General features: G+C 56.7%; 16 protein-coding genes. 7 read left to right on the top strand and 9 right to left on the bottom strand.

Annotation, left to right across the window (positions count from 1 at the left end; genetic code table 11):
• Positions 1-67 precede the first annotated feature (67 nt).
• Entirely contained in the window at positions 68-247 is a 180-nt protein-coding gene (locus tag PVV74_RS00235) for a hypothetical protein (RefSeq protein WP_103761190.1), read from the top strand.
• 158 nt (positions 248-405) lie between these two features.
• On the opposite strand, the gene PVV74_RS00230 is transcribed toward PVV74_RS00235, so the two are convergent.
• A complete protein-coding gene (locus PVV74_RS00230) occupies positions 406-1,596 on the bottom strand; it encodes a carboxylate--amine ligase (RefSeq protein WP_274591832.1) in 1,191 nt (396 codons plus the stop codon).
• Positions 1,597-1,822: 226 nt separating this feature from the next.
• Here PVV74_RS00230 and PVV74_RS00225 point away from each other — a divergent pair, with 226 nt between their 5' ends.
• The 6 genes from PVV74_RS00225 to PVV74_RS00200 all read left to right on the top strand — a co-directional run bounded on the left by PVV74_RS00225 (position 1,823) and on the right by PVV74_RS00200 (position 7,425).
• A complete protein-coding gene (locus tag PVV74_RS00225; protein ID WP_170067088.1) occupies positions 1,823-2,485 on the top strand; it encodes an RraA family protein in 663 nt (220 codons plus the stop codon).
• A 35-nt stretch (positions 2,486-2,520) separates the two neighbouring features.
• Entirely contained in the window at positions 2,521-3,591 is a 1,071-nt protein-coding gene (locus tag PVV74_RS00220) for a hypothetical protein (protein ID WP_146049939.1), read from the top strand.
• Positions 3,588-4,634: an Ldh family oxidoreductase gene (locus tag PVV74_RS00215; RefSeq protein WP_338020408.1), complete on the top strand. Its 1,047-nt coding sequence runs from the start codon at positions 3,588-3,590 to the stop codon at positions 4,632-4,634. Before PVV74_RS00220 ends, PVV74_RS00215 begins: the two co-directional genes overlap by 4 nt.
• A gap of 63 nt (positions 4,635-4,697) precedes the next feature.
• Complete coding sequence (locus PVV74_RS00210) at positions 4,698-5,348, top strand: YdcF family protein (protein ID WP_274591831.1); 651 nt, start codon at positions 4,698-4,700, stop codon at positions 5,346-5,348.
• A 206-nt stretch (positions 5,349-5,554) separates the two neighbouring features.
• Positions 5,555-7,015, top strand: a complete 1,461-nt coding sequence (locus PVV74_RS00205; RefSeq protein ID WP_274591830.1) for a hypothetical protein — start codon at positions 5,555-5,557, stop codon at positions 7,013-7,015.
• A complete protein-coding gene (locus tag PVV74_RS00200; RefSeq protein WP_274591829.1) occupies positions 7,003-7,425 on the top strand; it encodes a DCC1-like thiol-disulfide oxidoreductase family protein in 423 nt (140 codons plus the stop codon). Before PVV74_RS00205 ends, PVV74_RS00200 begins: the two co-directional genes overlap by 13 nt.
• A gap of 39 nt (positions 7,426-7,464) precedes the next feature.
• On the opposite strand, the gene PVV74_RS00195 is transcribed toward PVV74_RS00200, so the two are convergent.
• From PVV74_RS00195 to PVV74_RS00160, 8 genes are all read right to left on the bottom strand, one after another.
• Positions 7,465-9,045, bottom strand: coding sequence for a glucosamine inositolphosphorylceramide transferase family protein (locus PVV74_RS00195; protein ID WP_443217211.1), 1,581 nt, complete (start codon positions 9,043-9,045; stop codon positions 7,465-7,467).
• 217 nt (positions 9,046-9,262) lie between these two features.
• On the bottom strand, positions 9,263-10,537 hold the full coding sequence (locus PVV74_RS00190; RefSeq protein WP_274591827.1) for a glycosyltransferase family 4 protein: 1,275 nt from the start codon (positions 10,535-10,537) through the stop codon (positions 9,263-9,265).
• Between the two features lie 5 nt (positions 10,538-10,542).
• Positions 10,543-11,421, bottom strand: coding sequence for a glycosyltransferase family 2 protein (locus tag PVV74_RS00185; protein WP_274592343.1), 879 nt, complete (start codon positions 11,419-11,421; stop codon positions 10,543-10,545).
• 282 nt (positions 11,422-11,703) lie between these two features.
• Positions 11,704-12,411, bottom strand: coding sequence for a sugar transferase (locus PVV74_RS00180; RefSeq protein ID WP_103761180.1), 708 nt, complete (start codon positions 12,409-12,411; stop codon positions 11,704-11,706).
• A 300-nt stretch (positions 12,412-12,711) separates the two neighbouring features.
• Positions 12,712-14,127 (bottom strand): hypothetical protein, encoded by a 1,416-nt coding sequence (locus PVV74_RS00175; RefSeq protein WP_274591826.1) that lies wholly within the window; start codon positions 14,125-14,127, stop codon positions 12,712-12,714.
• A 91-nt stretch (positions 14,128-14,218) separates the two neighbouring features.
• Positions 14,219-15,322 carry a glycosyltransferase gene (locus PVV74_RS00170; protein WP_274591825.1) on the bottom strand — a complete coding sequence of 368 codons (1,104 nt, stop codon included), beginning with the start codon at positions 15,320-15,322 and terminating at the stop codon, positions 14,219-14,221.
• Positions 15,323-15,334: 12 nt separating this feature from the next.
• Positions 15,335-17,548, bottom strand: coding sequence for a GumC family protein (locus PVV74_RS00165; protein ID WP_103761177.1), 2,214 nt, complete (start codon positions 17,546-17,548; stop codon positions 15,335-15,337).
• Positions 17,545-18,717: a polysaccharide biosynthesis/export family protein gene (locus tag PVV74_RS00160; RefSeq protein WP_274591824.1), complete on the bottom strand. Its 1,173-nt coding sequence runs from the start codon at positions 18,715-18,717 to the stop codon at positions 17,545-17,547. The genes PVV74_RS00165 and PVV74_RS00160 overlap by 4 nt, the downstream gene beginning before the upstream one ends.
• Positions 18,718-18,797 lie beyond the last annotated feature (80 nt).

Below are 18,797 nucleotides of genomic sequence, written 5' to 3'. Positions count from 1 at the left end.
AAATGCAAGGGGGGCCGGGTATGCCGCGCGAAAAAGTCATGGGTTTCGGAACGGGACCGGCCCGTCAATGAATCCCAGATGGCTGTTTCGCATGTCCCGCTGGGCGCAGAACCCGCCAAGCGCGGGGCGGGTCAAGTTCGTCTTCGCGATCATCGGGATCTGTTTGCTGATCTTCGGGATCGAGTATTTCGTCGGGCTGCCCGACTGGATGGCGGTCGATCCCAAAAGCGGCCGCTATCGCCCGTGATCCCGCGCGGGACCGCCCAAGATTCTTCGTACGAAGAATCTTGGGCCCAGAAAATTCGTACGACTTTTCATGGCGTCGCGCGGAGCGTATTGACCGTTTCGAGCCAGGCTCAGATTGTCAGGTTGAGAGCAGCATCCCATACTGTCGACTGCGAGCGGTCATCCGTCCGAACGCGAGAGCTTTCTGGCCATCACCCGACCTGAAACGTATCTCAGGCGTGCCAGTTCGGGCCGCGGGTCCTTCACACTCCACATTGGATAGATCTTCCGGCCGGACCTGACGCTCGCAAGCCACTCCCGCACGCTGAGTTCACCACGCCGGTAGAGCTCGATCGAGGCAAACATATCGCGCAACGGGTTCCACAGCCTGATGTCTTCACTGGACTGGGACATCTCAAACTTTTCCTGGCCGGTCAGGTGCGCATAGATGAATTCATCAATCTTCATGCCCGATGCCGTCACCAGGGCATGGCCGCCAGTGAAACGTGGATTGCATTCGATGACCTTGAGCTGACCGTCCCGCTCGTCCCTTTTGAATTCTATGTTGGCGGTGCCCCGCCATGGCATGTATCCGAAAAATTTCCGCCCCATCTCTGCGGTTTCCGGCAGTATCACGGACTTATGGTGGCAGGTGCCTCCGCGGTTGATCGGATAGCGCCGGATGACGCATTTCGTGTAATCGAACAACCTTTCGCCGTGCTGGTCGATATAGGTGTAGTAACTGCTCAGCAACGAGTCGGGACCCGGTATCATCTCGACCAGCATGACGTTCAGTCCGTGCGACTGAGCCAGCGCAATCTTGTGCCGCGCTTCTTCGAAATCGCTCTTGATGATGAACAATTTGCACCCGAACACTTTGGTGAACAGATGCGAATGGATCGGCTTCACCATAACCGGGAAAGTGATCTCGTCCCGAATTGCATCAAGGTCTTCGACACCGTTGACGGTCCAGAAATTCGGTGTCGGCACCCCAGCAGCCCTGGCTATTTCCAGCGTTTCCTTCTTGTCCAGCATGGCCAAGCGAAGCTCTGGATCGAAATCCTCCAAGATGTATCGCTCCTCCAACCAGTCCTTGTTCTGGCAGACAAACGTGATTGAATCGTCGCAAAGCGGAAAGATGACAGAGCCTTCCAATTCGCTATCGGATCGTAGGAGGTCATTCCAGAAGCTCGACGCGTCAATACCCTTGGGCACCGGATAGCGCTTGTCGCAATAACGCGAATTCAACACCCATGCACCGTGCTCGCCGGACGCGGAAACGTGAATACCGAGGGCCGATAGGTTCCGCGCGACAGAAACGCCGTTCTCGCCACCACCAAGTAAAAGCACACCAGCTTTGGGTAAGGTCAATCAAGGTCTCCTCGCTAAATCGTAAACAATTTATTTTTGTCATTTTGATTGCTTTATTCGCAATAGTATTGAACCGTAGTGACTGTGTCACAGATCGGCACGATAGTAGACTACATACAATATGTTATTGAGAGTTTGGTGAAAATTGAAAAAAGATTGTTTCGAAACCAGCGACGGTGCCGTTGCAAAGCCGAAGTCGTCCGAGATGAATCCGGGTCCCGGTTTCATGGTCAGGAAATCATTCGCGCGTGTTGACGAGGACGTCATAGATGGCTTCCGTGAATTCGAGACGACGGATGTCTCCGACGCCTTGAACCGGATGTACACGACGGGCAGTGACATTCAGAACCTGGCCAATCACAAGAGCCTTGTCGGCACGGTCGTCACCGTGAAGGTCTTTCCCGGCGACAACCTGATGGTCCACAAGGCACTCGATCTTGCCAAGCCCGGAGATGTCATCGCCGTCGATGCCAGCCAAAGCAAAACAGCCGCGGTTGTGGGCGACCTGATCGCCAACAAGGCAAAATCCCGCGGGATTGCGGGTTTTGTCATAGATGGTTTCGTTCGCGACCTGCCCGGGATCGTGGAATGCGGCTTGCCGATCTATGCTATCGGGGTCACGCCTTTCGGCCCGCTTCACCGCGGCCCGGGCGAGATAAACTACCCCATCAGCCTGGGAGGCGTTGTCGTCCAAGCCGGCGACATCGTGAGTGCTGACCGCAGTGGCGTTGTCGTCGTGCCCAGTTGGGCCGCCAAGGACACGCTCGAACGGCTGAGGGAAAACCGTGACCGGATGAGTCAATACGTTGCGGACGTCAAGCGCGGCAGGTTCTCGAATGCCTGGGTTGATGATCAATTGAACGCCGAGGGTTGCCAATTCAACGAATGACGCCACCGTAGCAATCGAACAAGGCTACAAAGATCGTGCAGTACCATTTCGAGAGGCTTAGGCGCCGCCTACTAAAGTTGCGGGATCTGGACGCGGTCCTCAAGCGGCGACGGTTTCGAGGGCTGCGCGACGAATTTTATGATCGTCTTTGGGCCGAGGCCGCCCGGGATGTGAGTGCCAAGGTCGAAAAGACCGATGGGCTGACGCAAATCAAGGCCGGTTCGCTATGTACCTTCGTGCATCATTCGGACCTTATGCTGGACGATACGATTACGACACGGGTCATGGCGGACAAGGCCGTGACCTATGGACTGCTTTCAAAGCTCGGGCATCCGGTACCGGATCACTGTGTCTTCTCCATTGACGATTTGGCGAAGGCGCGTTCTTTCCTCGCGCGTCATCCCGGCGGGATCGTCGTCAAACCGGCGCGTGGAACCGGCGGCGGCAACGGCGTCAGCGTGGGCATCCGTTCCAACGAGATGTTAAGCCAGGCGGCCAGACACGCGGCCAGTTTCAATGCGAAACTTCTGGCCGAACCTATCCTCGAAGGGTCAAGTCTCCGCTTGCTTTACCTGGATGGCGTGTATCTGGATGCAGTGCTACGCGACCGCCCCACCGTCATCGGAGACGGACGCGCCACCTTGCGGCAACTTATCAGGAACGAGACGCGAAATCGGCTGATACGAAAACCAATCGTCGCGCTGAACCCTCTGAACATTGATGTGGACTGCCGCAGCTTCCTGACGCGACAGAAACTCGCGCTAAGCAGCCGTCCGAGTGCAGGGCAGCGTATAGCAGTCAAGAATGTCGTGAACGAAAACGCCGCGCGCGACAACCGCTCGGTTCGTGACGCTGTCAATTCGGAAATCATCGAAGCGGGCGGGCAGCTCGTCGCAAATCTGAACGTCCGCCTTGCCGGGCTGGACGTCATCGTGCGCGATCACACGGCCCCGATGCAGGAAAGCGGCGCCTATTTCCACGAGGTGAACATCGGACCGGGATTGCATCATCATTACCTTATCGCCAACCGTGACGAAGGCGTGCCCGTTGCGAGCCGGATCCTCGAAATCATGTTCAGCCAGAAGAAAGGCGTGATCCGGACATGACGGTCACCCCCTGCAGAATCCTCCCCGAGATGCTGTCGGAGTTCATGCGAGACGCACTGGTGCGATCCGGCGCAGACGCTAAGGAGGCCGGTTGTGTCGCGGAAAACCTGATCTGGAACGATCTCGTCGACCGTCGAAACCATGGCTGCGAGAGGCTGTCGATCCTTTGCACCAAAGTGCGGTCGGGCGCGATCCGGTCACCGTCCCGCATGCGGTTCACGAAATTGGGGTCAGGCGCCGGATCGCTGGATGCTGACGACGGGTTCGGGCAGATAGCCGGGCAGCGCGCGATGGCGCATGCAATCGATCTTGCCGGAACCGCCGGCATGGGCGGCGTCAGCGTGTCCGGAAGCAACTTTTTCGGCACCGGGGCGGCCTTTCTTGTCGAAGCGACCAAGGCCGACATGATCGCACTGATCATGAGCAACTCTTTCGCCAAGGTGGCCGCGCATGGCGGGGTGGCGCCTGTCTTGGGCACAAACCCGATCGCCTTCGGAGCGCCCCGACGCGATGGCCGCGCCCTTCTCGTGGACATGTCGACGGCCGGGCTTGCCGGGTCGACCCTGCGCGCGCACCGCAGGCAAGGCCTGGACCTGCCCACAGGGCTCGTGATCGACAAGGCAGGCAATCAGTTGACCGACCCGGAGCTCGCATTGAACGGCACGTTGCTGCCGGCTGCCGGTGCAAAAGGTTTCGGCTTGTCGCTTTGCGTAGAGATTCTTGCCGGCGTCCTGAGCGGCTCTGCGATGTCCAAACAAATCGGCTCGCTATATGCAAACTCCTCGCAACCGGGAAACAACGGGCATTTCGTCCTGGCTTTCGACATCAAGCACTGGATGCCGTTGGAAGCGTATTACGATCGATTCGACGCGATGGCTTCGATGATTGCGTCCTCCAGCCCGGACGGTTCAGTTCGCCTGCCTGGCGAAGCCCGCTGGGACGCGTTGGATCGGAATTCCCGCGAGGGGATAGAGATCGAGCCTGAGACGGCCCGACACCTGGAAGAACTGGCCGCAAATCTGGGGATGCAGACACCATGGTGACGCCAGCATTAACCCGGATGGCTGCAAGGGTCGGCCGGCTTCGAGATTGCACAGGGTAATCCGATGCGTCATTTCGGAAAGCTGCTTTTGTTCCTGCTCGTCGCCTACGTCCTATTGGTAGGCGCTATGCGGGTGTATGTGGAAACGTATAGTCAAGATTTGGTGCAGGGCCCGGTCAGCGCCATCGTGGTCCTGTCATCAGGCCCGATGAGAGACGACCGGGAGGGGCGAACCGGTATGCGCACACGGTCCGGGGTGGATCTGTACTTCAGGCTGCGTAAGGCGGGCGACGACCCGAAACTCGTCCTATCCGGCGGCAAGGTTTATTCTGACCATCCCAGCATGGCCGAGGACATGAGGGACCTGGCCGTCGATCTGGGCGTGCCGCCCGACAAAATCATCGTCGAAGGCCGCTCTGGCTCCACGCTTCAGAACGCCTTGTTCTCCCTCCAGTTACTTGGGGATGAGGCAAGTGGCCAGATTGCCGTGGTCACTGACCGCTTTCATATCCCGCGCGCCTGGACCAGCTTTCGCTGGGCGGGGATGTCGGACCTCGTGATGGTCTCGGCCGACGGGGAAACCGAGCCGGTGGACTGGGACAACCTGATGGGTGAAGGCATAAAATGGCCTGCCAATGCATTACGCGGCTTGGTTTTCTCGATCCTGACCGCACTGGGTCGGGCTGAAGAAGATACTCTGTGGATCATCGAATGAGTCGAAATGCCGTGCGCAAAGCCTGAATCCGGGCGGCTTTTGCGGGCTGATGTGTCCAATTTTTCATCCGCCGACCGACACGCGTCGCTAAATCTTATTATTTAGGTAGGTTTTTTCCGGATTGCGCTTAAAAAGCCTTGAGAGGATGGCGACTCTTTGCAATCTTCGTGAACATCAATTTGCTTTATTTCTGCAAAGTCACAGATATGAATTACCGCAAGTCCTATTCCGAACTGAAAAGCTTAACCGTTTTCTCACATGCCTGGGCCGCACAAAGCCTGGTTCAACTGGTGTTTTTCCATAGTGTTTGGTTCGAGCAAGGCGTGATCCTGGGCTACATTTTCGCCGCGCTCGCGATACTTGTTTTCATGTTTCCCGGCCGGGTCTGGCTCTTCGGCGCCATGATCTTCGCGAGTATCGTCTATTTCGTTTCGCAGTGGCCGTTTGTCGTGAACCACATTTTCATCGACACGTTTATGTCGGCAAGCATGCTGGCGGCCCTGATCTGGATGGTCGTGCATTTCAAGCGTCGGCAAATTCCGTTCGATCGTGACTTGGCTGACGCCTGGTTCGACAAATTCGCCCCGGTGTGTGGCGCCGCTTTCGCATTCATGTACTTCTCCATCATCGTTTCAAAGTTGAACACCGACTTCTTCAACCTCGATATAAGCTGTCTCGCGGGAATGATCGAGGAGGCGCATGACAGGCGCCCGTTGCTGTCGCCCCTCCTTTCGATAGCGAGTGTCGAATTTTACTTCTGGTTCTTCATAGTCGCCGAAGCTCTTCTTCCGCTGATGCTGGCCATCCGCAAGACGCGGCTTCTTGCATTCTACTTCGGCGTCCCATTCCACGTCCTGCTTGGCTTGATGGGTCACTGGCCGTTTTCGTCCTTCATGATCGCCCTTTACGTTCTGGTCGCTGCGCCGGCCCTTGTGGATGTGCTCGGCAAGGTGACGGATTGGGCAGACAGGTTGCGCAATAAATTCGTGCCGGCGGTGTCGTCCACTTTGGGATTTGCGATCGTGAGCGGATTGTTCCTGGCCAGTGTCTGGGTCATCAAACCCAGTTGGGCCTGGCTTATCTGGACGCTCGGCGTCGCGACGGCCCTGCTTTGTGCGACCGTGCGTGAACATATCAAAAACGGCTTGTTCGCCGGGACCGGCGTTTCCCCTATGTGGACCTCGAAACCGGGCTTGCTGTGGGTCTTCTTCGTACTGGTCGTGTTGAATTCCTTGTCACCCTATGTTGGCCTCAAGACCCAGACCAACGTCGCCATGTACAGCAACATGCGAACCGAGGGCGGGGTGAACAATCACATGTTTATGCCAAGGTTTCCGTTGTTCGACATTCAGGACGACCTCGTGGAAATCGTTGCCTCGAACAACGCAACTATCGAAGAGCTGAAGACACATCCGGCCCGGTATGGTTTTGGCGGACAAGACTTCGACGTTTACGTGAATTACTTCGAACTTCGCCGCAGCGTCGCGGGTCTGGAAGATCGGGATCTGGAGATTACCTATATTCGTGACGGTAAGCAGAAGACGTTCAAACGCGGCGAAAGCAACGAAGCCGATTCCGACCTCGATATCGCTCCGTCCATATGGATGCAAAAAGCTCTGTATTTCCGGCCGGTGTTTAAAGGAGATTTATCCTATTGTCTGCACTAGACGCGAATTCCGGAACCAGCACACCGCCGGGCAAAGCGGATAACTGGTTGCTTTATGACGGTGAGTGTCCGTTTTGCAGCCGCTATGTAGAGCTTGTTCGCATCCGTGACGCCGTCGGACCCTTGCGCCTTATCAACGCACGGGACGGCGGACCCGAAGTCGACGAAGTCAAAGCCCGCGATCTGGACCTTGACGAAGGCATGGTGCTGAAGATGTCAGGCAAGCTGTATCACGGGCAGGACTGCATTCACGCTTTGTCTCTGCTGAGTTCGCCGGAAGGCGCATTCAATCGGTTCAACGCGTGGGTGTTTCGTTCAAAGACCCGCGCCGGGCTTTTGTATCCCCTTCTTCGTGTGGGGCGTAACACGACTCTCCGGCTGCTCGGTCGCAAGAAGATGCGGTCGAGTTAACGTGGTAAGGCGGTCAGCCCGCTTCGACGCATGAAACGTCTATCTATCCGGCGACGTCGTGCACCAATCGATCACATATCGGTCCCGCAGCATGTTGAGGTGATGCAGACCAATGCTGCCCGGCTTGTCCTCCGGCGTGAACCTGTGCACCAGCCTTTCTTCGTATGCCTTGTGATCGAGGCGCGTGATCTCCATGATGTTCAGCCCGTACCCGTACACACCGAAGCTGTTGTTCTGAGATGGCCGATAAATGCTCGCCTCCCTCCGGATCACGGACCCCGCGTTACGCGCAACATCAGAGCCGATCACCACAGGATTTTGCGGATGCGGAACGATGGTCGCGAGATCAGGGCCGTCCACCGCAAACAGGTAAAGTTCGCTGGAATGATCCTGGAAGGCATAATGGTCTGAAAGATTGGTCAAGAGCCAGCACTGTCCATCCTCCGTCCGAAACAGGCTGCTATCGGCAAGGTACTCGCCCTCGAACGCTGTCGCGTGCAGTTCCCATTCCGTGGGAAACGTCTTGGCTTTCCAGACTTCCAACCGCATTTTCTGCTGTGTTTCAGGAACCATGAAAATGTCGTTCCCTTCTCGAAACAGGTATGGATAGGAAAGGTGGTATGGACGTTTCAGCGCCACCACCGAAGGCGATAAAAATCCCTCGCCCAGCCGCGCCGCTTCGATCCAACCATTGCTGTCGTTCTGGCCCATGGCCTCGTAGAAGATCCAGGTCTCGCCATCGTGTTCGAACAGAAAGGGATCCGCCATGAAATATGCGTTTGCCGGAAGATCCCAGGCGTCACGCAGGTTGATATCCATCCGGTCGGACGTGCCGCTCATGACCCTCCAGGTAAGATTTGGGCTCGACAGCTTTCCAGGAAGGCGCCGCGCCAGCCTTTCGCAGGCCGTCGAAAGGAAACTGCCGACATAGGGCAGAAGGTCAGCATGGCCCGAGGGCGCGCGTGGTGGCAGTGGTTCCGCCAAGTCGTGGCCGAAGTCCGGGTTGGATTGCAGGTCCTTCAATGTCCGTAAAACCAAAAGGACGGTCTTCTCCGCTACGAACGCCCCGGTCAGGACGGCCCCCGGCTTTGGATTGTAAGCCGCACGCCGCAGGGTTCGCCCAATCGTTTCCCCAAGCTTTCGGAGTACGATGTCCACCTTGATGTTGGGCGCTGTGAATACGGTGCGACAGGTCCCGATCCAATCGGGTGTCGAGGACCCCTCGTAGGTGACGGAAACCTCACCGACGCGCGCCAATTGCAAGTGCTTTTGCGCAAGCGTACTTGCGCCCAACACAAGAGCGACGTCAAAGACAGGCCGTGCGGCCTCGTCACGGATCTCGGACAGCTCTGCCAGCCGAGCGGTCGCCGCCGCTGTGTCGTATTTGGCAATACGGCGGCTCATGAGATATCGCTCCGCCGCCAGCACCCAACGAACAAGGAAAGGCGGGCGTTGCATTACAGTCAGCCGTTGACCTGCAAGCTTTCCGACAAGCTGAAACTCTCCCGACGCGCTTAGTCGGTCAATCAGCATGGCTTGCGCATCGGTCAGCGTCTCCCCGGGTGTGTAAGCCAGCGCCAACCTCAGGGGCGTCGACGGTTTCGTGCAAGTATCACGCATGATCAAGCGCGCGCCCGGAGATGTTTGCATCAACGGCAAACGGGACAGAAATCACCACCGCGACGTGCTGGAGAAACATTGGAGTATCACCTGTAGAAAACTGTTGAATCAATCTGTCGTAAAAATCGCATACCATCGCCAGTCAAACCCAAGCCTGTCGAAAACAGAAGCGATTTCGGGCCAAATATGCGATTTCTCGGAAACCAGTCGTTCCCGGCTAGGTTCGCCCGCCATTTGCCCTCTCAATTGGCGTCAGGCGCGCTCTTGTCTGGCCTTCCACGGTATCTTCGAGCAGGTCCCCGTAGAGGTCGCACAGCGCATCGCACCACTCTTTCGCACTCAACGACAGCTGCCGGCCGTTGGTCTTCGCTGCCTGGGACATGTCAGCCACTGTGCGATCATCACCACTCAACTCCCGCAAGATTGCCGCCAGCGCCTCATGGTTGCCAGCCTTGAAAGTTCGTCCCATGCCAAGCCTGTCTATATCCTGTCCAAGCAGCATACTGTCCGAGATGATTACGGGAACTCCGGACAAAAGCGCCTCGACCGGTGCCAGGCCGAATGGCTCGGGGCCAAGAGTGGGAGCGATCAGCAACCGTGCGTTCTTCATTGCGTCTTGCAGCCCTGCCCGATCCTGCCAACCGCTGTAAACATGCTCGGGATATTCATCGAGAAGCCTTTCCCTATCCCTTCCTTCGCCGACGAAGGTAACAGACACACCAGCTTGCCGGCCTGCCTCCGCCAACAGGAACACGCCCTTGTAGGCATGGATGTCTCCTATGTAGAGAATGCCCCGGTTTCGTTCCGCTGCGACCGGTGTTTCCAAGAGCGGATCGACCGGATTGGGAATTGTACGAACGTGTCCTGCCGCCCCATCCGGAAACAGGCGAGTCTCCATTCCTTCGTGGATCAGGATCGTGGTGACTTCGGGCGACAGCCGCGCCCGAGCGCGGTTCTGCAGCGACTGGCGTGCGACACGCCAAAGCTTCTGCGCATAGCTGCGCTTGTCGCAATTCCTCAGCACACATCTCGAAGACATTGCCCGCCGATCACAGGTTTCTCCCGATCTGAAATCGAAGAACGCCCCGTTCGGACAGGCCAGGAAATAATCATGTGCATGCATGACCGTTCGCGATGCGACGCCTTCAAGGGCGGCAAGCACCGATGGTGAGAGCGTTTGATGATAGCCGTGGACATGGTAGATCGTACCTGGGCTGTCGTTTGCATCTACCCAGTTTCTCAGCAGCCGAAGTGTATTGGCGTTCCAGAGTCCGCCAAGAGCAGCTTTGACCTTGCCCTGCTCCAGCAACCTGTTGCCACCTGCCGAAACCGCGTGCACGCCCGTCACGGACAGGTCATTGGAATCTCCCGAAAAGAAGGTCACGGGCACCGCTCGGTCTGCCAAAGACCGGGCGTGCAGCAGCGCCAGTTTTGACGCCCCTCCCTGGACAGTGGAGAAATCGCTCAGGATGACAACGCGGTCGAGTTGCAACGAAATCACTCGAAAGAAAGGATCTGTTCAGGAGCCAGGCGCCCGCGGGCCAAGTCCCTGAAGGCGCAAAAATTACCTACGAGCCGCCCCCTGCGATCAACCTCTGGCTCCGGTTTCAAAGATTTCACGACATTGCTCACCAGGTTTCGGGACATGATGTTCAAGGCGCGAGGCTTGGACATGGTCCCTTTCTTGGCGAGATATATAGGGTTTGCGATCTGAGAATAGCCGAACCTCAGGCCGCTGCCTCGACCAGTCTTCGTGCCGAGATGAACCCCCCTCAGCAAAGGGGACGAAACGATTTTTCCATAGCGCGCCACCTGGCGGGAAAAGTCGACATCCTCGAGCCAGCAATAGGCTTTAAGCCGTTGATCGAACCGCAGCTTGTTCTGCATGACTGGATTGGCCTTGAGCGCCATGTTGCAACCGTAGCAGTTATATACACCAGCCAGCGCAAAATCTTCAGACGCAACAGGTTCCGATATAAGCCTACGGCCAAAGTCGTGGCTCAGCCCCGGCCCATGAATTCCGTCCGCCAAAACGTGACCGGTGCACATGGCCACGTCAGGATGCTTTTGGAACAGCCGTTCCAGGTTGGCGAGATAGTCAGGCGCAAGAAGGAAGTCATCATCCAGAAAAAGCATGATATCGTCTTCGCGCAAGATGCCCAGAGCCGCATTCCGCTGGATCGTGAGCCCCCTCTCCGTCTGAATTACGGAGACCGGAAACGAGACTTCCGAAACCGAGCCTGTATCGACATCGCTTTCGTCGGCGACGACAAGCAGGGTCAAATCGGGTTTACGGGTTTGACGTTCCAGATCTTTAACCGTCGACATCAGGATCGAACACCGGTTCGTCGACGGGATTGCCACTATAATACGCATATCTGAAGAAGCTTTCTCATCACACCTAATTACAAAAACATCAACGATCCGAAGCATTTATTGACTTGCTTCAAGCGACCCTTCAACATTTGATACAAAACAAAAACAAACGAGCAGTCAAAAATGAAATCCGCTGTACTTGCGAAGCCTACCCTTTGTATGGGTATTGTGAAATCAATTCCAGCCAGCACACACAGAACCGCCGTGTTACTTGGTTGTGCAACTTTCTGGATCGCAGTTATCGGGGCTGTTGCGGCATAGCTTTCCAAGCTTTGTGAACGTCTATTTCGCGCCATCCACCGTAAGCATGACCTTCACGGTCTTCAGTATGATCCGGACGTCCCCCCAGAACGTGCGGTTGCGAACGTATTCAACATCCAACGCGACCCGTTCCTCGTAGGTGGTATTGCTGCGACCACTTACTTGCCAAAGCCCAGTTATGCCCGGGCGGACCGAAAGATAGACGTTGGCATGGCGACCGTAGTGTTCCAACTCGTCCTTGACGATCGGGCGCGGACCGACGATGGCCATTTCCCCGCGCAGAACGTTCCAGAACTGAGGCAATTCATCCAAGCTGGTTATGCGGAAGAATTCTCCGATGCAGCTCACACGTGGGTCATCGTCCAGCTTCTGATTGGCAGCCCATTGGGCACGTGCGTCAGGATCGCTATCGAGCAGTTTCTTCAATTGCTCATCAGCGTCCACAACCATGGTTCTGAACTTGATGCATTTGAATGGTTCGCCGTTCTGACCCACGCGCTTGTGCGCGAAGAAGATCGGTCTGCCCTCTTTCAGAAGGATGACCAGCGAAATTGATAAGATAAACGGCGCAAAGAGTAGAAGCGCCAAAAATGCAAAGGATTTATCGAAGAGCGACCCTAAGATACGGGCACTCCTGTGCTTACGCGGGGTTGGAAACTGGGAACTGACATATCCTGGATGGAATGCCCTTAGATCTGTTTCCCCATGAAGTTGATCTCTAGAGCTCATAACTTATTCACTGAAATATTTAAGATTTGCATGACGGGTACCGCACAAATGACAAAACGAATCGGAACCAATGGTTTGTGAGTTCAAAGACAAGCATAGAACAAACTGCCCTTTTTGACTCAAATCTTTACAGAAAATTAACGAATTGAGGCAAGAAAAAGGCGTAACAGGCCGATTTCAAAAGAGTTTTTTCCAAAAAGATCGTCGAATTTGTCCAAAATGTAACCACTTTAGGGCCTTCGATTTTCCGTTGATTTAAACCAATCCTGCACATTTGCGCTGGTTGTGCAGATCCGCGCACTAAAGCGCGGCGCCCGCCTCGAGCGTCGTGTCTTCGCGACTTGCGGAATTGAACGTTTGAACCGCCTCGTCTCGAGAGACGGTCGCGAGCGCAGCCAAGGACATGAGCAACAGCGTCGGATCGGCCGAAGTTGCCGACAGGAGCATCGAGCAGAGCAACGTCAGGCTGCCGATCCGGCTCGCATAGAACGTGCGCTGGATGTCGGCATCGTGATGCCCGATCGGCCTGATAAGGGCATAATACAGAAAGCCTCCAAAGGCGATCAGCCCCGGCAGTCCAACACTTCCCATAAGAACGGACAACAGCCCGCTCCCCCTCAGCGAACCTACCCCCGCCCCCAGCCCCCACGTTTCCCAGAAGGCGGCGAAGGCGGAATAGGCCCAGGCACGGCGCTCGATACCCGACATTGAATTGCGCTTTTCAAGAATCTGGTGTTCGACCATGTCGGCAATCAGGTCCGGCGCAGGTGTCAAAAGCAGGATCATGCACACTGCAAAGACAACGGTAGCTGCCAGGATGACCAGCATATGCGCAAAGGTTCGGGACAACGTATTTGTAAGAAACCCGCGCCCATGCAGAAGGATCAGCACAAAGGCACAAACCAGCGCCACTGTACCGGTCGACGAAAAGGCGAACACCGTACATATCAGATTGCCTACAGCCAGGACGACATCACGCGTCTTTCGACCAATCAGAGCGGACATGGCGAAATAAGCCGTCAGGGCCGCTGATGTCGTAGCAAAGCTCGCGGGCTCCGAGAACCCACCTATGACACGCGCAATTCCCGCCATTTGCTGCTGATTTGCAAGAGAATAGTCAGCTGTCCTGATTATCGCCAGCAAGTTGTCCAGAGCCAGGAAATCAAGGATGCCCAGAAAGATGTTGATTGACGCCGCGATGACGAGCCCAAGTTCGATGATCTGGCGGCCAAAGCGTTTCGAAGCACTGATCGCCGCGATGAAAAAACCGCAGGACAGCAGGATGTAGAAGGCTTGGGAAATATTGGCGTTACTCGGACGCAGCAGCCACACCGATGATGGAAAGAAGATGCTGACCTGAGTTGTTCCCGCATTGAGGTTCATAGGGAATACGAGAAAATCTCCCGCGAACAGTCGGACGAGAACAAGCGCCGAAAACAGCGCGTAAGCGGCAAAAAATACTAGATATCTACCATCTATGGGTAACAACACCGATGTCCCCGAGGTCCGCGTCGTGATCCAACGCACGACCAATGCAACCATGGTCAGCATCGCGAGAAAATGTGCCAGGAGAAGAGACAAACCGGCGACGCTGATCGCCGCAAACATGCCAAAAGGCAGGACTGCGATCACAAAGGTGATCCCATTCTCCAGCTTGCGCAGAGCCACCCACAACCAAGCGATTATGAATATGGCGGCGAATGGGGCGAAAGACATGTCGGTGTTCCGGATAAGTCACTAGGTGTTGGTCGCGGACGGCGTCGCTGACGTGGGTGAAGCCTGCCGTGGGCCGAACAGAACTGCCAGATCACATTGCCCTGTCTGCAAGCACCCGATCAACAATTTCAGAAAATTCGCGCCGGAAACGGTCTGCCGCGAAAGTTTCAGCATGCGCACGGATCGCCGAAGCATCAAACAGCGCGGCTTGGTCCTCGAACCTTTGGACCACTTCGCGAATGGCATCGGGGGTTTGAGAATAAAAGAACAGGCCCGTTTGGTCCTCCACGACGCTATCCAGCGCTCCGCCGCGTCCGTAGGCCAGAACCGGCGTTCCGCAGGCCATGGCCTCCACTGGAACTATGCCGAAATCCTCTTCCGCCGGGAAAACGAGTGCACGGGACGTCTGATAGAGCTTGCGCAGTTCCGAGGCCGGCACGCTTCCGAGCAACGTCACGTTCGCGGGCAGGTTCTGTTCAAGCTGCGCGCGTTGGCTTCCGTCGCCGACAACAATCAGCTGTCGGTCCAGCCCCCGGAACGCCTCGATCACAAGCTCCGCACGCTTGTAGGGCACCAGTTGCGAAACGAACAGGTAGGTCCCACGCTCCACGCCCGCGTCGGGAAGTCCGTATTGTTCAAGGTCGACAGGCGGGTGCACCACGCTGGCGTCTCGGCGATAGTAGCGCTTGACCCGCGCACCGACGAACGTCGAATTGGCAACGAATTGATCGACCCGCGCCGCTGTCGTCACGTCCCAGATGCGCAGCCTATGGCAAAGCCGGGAATAGTACATGCGGCCCAGGCGCCCCAGCTGCCACTTGTGCAGCTGGTAATGATCCCAGATGTACCGCATCGGCGAGTGAATGTAACAGATATGCGGTGTTCCCGGGGGGACGATCACGCCCTTGGCGGGTCCACTTTCCGACGAAATGACCAAGTCGTACCCCGACAGGTCCAGTTCTTCCAGGGCCCGCGGCATGAAGCCGAGATACTTCTGGTAGTGGCGCTTGGCCCCCGGCAGTCGCGAGACGAAGGTTTCCACAATTCTCTGGTTCGCCAAGAGATCTGACAACTTCTCGCGGTCCGCCACATGCGTGAACAGGTCGGCTTGCGGATAAAGCCGGACAAGTTCCTCGAGAACCCGCTCCCCTCCGCGCATGCCAACCAGCCAGTAATGGACGATCGCAACCTTCACCCTTAGTGCGCCTTAGTACTCGTAATTGAACATGTCGAGTTCCGTAGATTTTGAATGGGAACGACGCACCATCGTCAAAACCGTTCCGACCACATTCGCATCCTTCGCCTTCTGCAGGCGATGCAGCGACTCGGTGACGACCTTGGAAGACGTGCTGTCGCACTTCACCGCCAACAGAGTGGCATCGGACATTCCGGCCAGAAGCAGCGTATCGGAAAGATGGAGTACCGGCGTCGCGTTGATGACGATCATGTCGTACTTTTGCGACACGCGCGTAATCAGTCCCAACAAGACCGGAGAGGCCAGCAGATCGGAGGCATTGTCCGCGCTTCGGCACGGGGCAATGACATCCAGTCCAAGCGACTCAGACCTCTGGATCAGGTTTTGCTGCTTGATCTTGCCTTCAAGGAAATCAACCAGACACCCGCCGTGTTTCGGCATGTCCAGAGCTTGCCGAATATCCGGACGGCGCAGGTCAGCATCGATGATGAGAACGGATTTCTTCGGCTGGATGAGAACTTTCGCCAAGGTGCAGCTCAGCGATGTCTTGCCTTCGTCCGGTACCGACGACGTGATCATGATGACCTTGGGTTGCTGTCCTTGACCGACATTGAAGAGTTCCGTGCGAATTGCCTTGACCCGCTCGAGGTACGGTGAGCCCTGCTCTGCCGCGAGCTCAGTTTTGAGCCACGCGTTTTTGTCTTTGAACGCACTGCCGACAAAGGGCAGAACCGCCAGGTTCGGCAAGTTCGTCAGTTCCCTGAGTTCCGAGGGGTTCGAAACGGGCGAGCGAACCAGGTTGCGAAGGAACACGAACCCTATCGCAGCGGCCAGCCCCATAATCATCGTGGAAAGCAGAAAGAGCGTTTTCTTCGGCCCGGACGGGACGACGGGCGTAACCGCCGTAGCAATCACGCGGGCCTCTGGTGTCTGAAAATCGGCCTGAGCCCTGGTTTCCTTGAAGCGCGTGAGGAAGTTCTCGTAAACAAGCCTCGTTGCTTCCGCGGTCCTCTCCAGTTGTCCAAGCCGGACCGAGTCCTTCGACAGCTTATCGGCCTGCTCCGACACGACCAGGATTTGATCTCTCAGTGCGATTTCCCGGTTTCCGGTAACACGCACATTGCTACGCAGTTCTTCCACCCGACGACTCAGCTCGCCATCGATGCTGTTATTGATGTCCGATATCTGCGCCGAGATCCGGACCATGTCCGGATGCCGCGGGCCAAGGGAGCTCTCCAATTGCGCCCTGTTGGCCGTGATCACGGCCAGTTCCTGCTGAAGAGTTTCAAGTAACGGTGAGGTCAGGACGTCTCCCACAGCGTCCAAGCCACCGTCCGCCAGCAAACTTTCGACCTGTTGCAGCCGAATTTCCGAGTCTGCCCGATCTGTGGTGCTCGCGACCAACCTGGTGTTCAGCTCTGCAAGCAGTTGATTGATGGTCTCTTCGCTGCCGCCGGCGTCGTCTATCATTTTGGCCTTGAAATCCACGACCGCGTCGTCGGCTTCCTCCACCTGAACGCTCAATTCGTTCAATCTTTCGGCAAGCCAGGCGTTGACGCGTTGTGTGGCCACGGCCTTGGTATCGAGCAGGCTATCGATATACTCTTCCGTGACTGCGTTCGCGATTTCGGCCGCAAGCTCCGGGTTCTCGCTGTCCACCCTGATCGCGATCACGTAGGACACGCCGACTTGCTCGACGGCGATCCGTTGGCGCAGCGCATCCACGACCCATGACCGAAGGACGCTGTCAGGAAGCCTCTTGGCAACCTCGTGACTGGGCTCGCGTCCCGTGAGGAAACGCTTGAAGAACGGCCAGAGACCCGGCCATCGCGGCACGCGGGGATCGAATTCGGGGTTGTTCGTCAGGTCCAACCTGTCAACGACCCGGCCGATCAGGACGTTCGAGCGTATCGTTATGATTTCACCCGCCAGCACCGCACTCGTCACGTTCAGGTTCGAAATGACCTCCTGCGCAGGGGTTATCTGCTCCTCTCGGGTGTCGAGGATGACCGACGCATGCGCGGAGTATTCAGGTGGTAGCGATTGCAGGTAAACGTAGCCGAGGATAATGAACGTGACGGTGATCGCCAGGATCAGCCGCAGGTTCCGCTCAAGAACCGAGTACATTCCCATCAAATCGATCGACTGAAAGGGCTGCTGAAGCCTGCTCGTCCCTGCCTCGAACGCAGAATTCCGCCAGCCGCGCGTATGGGGTGTCGCTTTCATCCCTCGGTCTCGAGCGTGTCTGGTGACTTGACGACGACCACGAGCAGGTCGCCCGGCAACAATTCGTCATAAGGCTGCAGGACCTCGTTCACGAACTGGCCATTCTCGCGGCGGCGCACCTGGTACTCCAGCAGGTATTCGGTATCCAGCCCCGATGCCGCGTTCATCCATTGGTCCAACAGACGAATCCGGTCTTCGATAGACGCCCTGCTTGCCTTCAGCTTCTTGATATCGCTCCAGAACATCTGCGACTCGTTCAACAGCTGCTTTTTCCAATCGGAGTCGAATTGCGACAGTTCGGATTGGATATCCGCAAGCTGTCCGCGGGCATCCGACTTCTGCTCCTTCAGCCTCAGCAAATCGCTTTGCGCCTGCGCAAATCCCAGTTCGCTTGTGTTGACGCTCGAAGTCTTTACCAGTCCGCGTTCGGCCATGTCCGTGACCCGGGCCAATTCCTCTTCCGTGACCTTCAGTATCTGCAGTTGAATGCCTTCGCGCTGTTCCAGCAATTCAATACGATTGCGAGCCTCCTCCGCCGCATCCGTAAGCAGTTTCCGCCTTTTCGAGACGTCCTCGGCGGACAGGGCGATGATCTGGTCTTCCTTGATCTTGTGCTCGTCGAACAATTCGCGGTTGATGTCGGCCCTGGCGTCTTCCGGCAGGTTCGACCACGTGGCGCTGTCCTGCCCCTGCAATTGCGCCTGTACACGTGCGTATTGCGCCGCCGCCAGCGCCAGGTCGAATTCGTGATTGTTCAGCGCCCCTTTGAGGTTACGGCGTTCAAGCACCCGCGCCTCCTCGTTGTTGGCGGCGATCGTCGGCCCGCCGGCCAGGCCAACCGCCTGTTCCGCGGTCATGAATGGCTGGTACTCGTAGTTGCCAGGTTCACGCACATCGCCCAGCACGGAAATCGGCCGAAACGCTGCGATGGACAACTCGATCGAGGGATCCACGAAGATCTGATGCTTGATGTACTCTTTCCTGATCTGCAACCGTGCGTCCCCGACGGTTTTCGATGAGACGACAAAACTGCCGATGAAGGGAAGTTGCACGGCCCCGTTCCGGCCTACGATGAAGCGCTCCGGCGGGGCGGCATCATCAAGAATGTCCAGCTCAAGTTCGTCGCCCACATTTATCAGGTAGTCTTCGGGTGTTGCTGCCGATACCATTGTGGTCAGAACAAGCATTACAAGTGAAAAAAGCCACGCAAGGCAATGCACACGGGATCCCCAAGATCTGGAAAAAACGG

Origin of the sequence: Roseovarius sp. SK2 (assembly GCF_028807495.1) — a bacterium.
Classification (GTDB): domain Bacteria; phylum Pseudomonadota; class Alphaproteobacteria; order Rhodobacterales; family Rhodobacteraceae; genus Roseovarius; species Roseovarius confluentis.
This window is presented reverse-complemented; position numbering and strand designations above follow the sequence as displayed.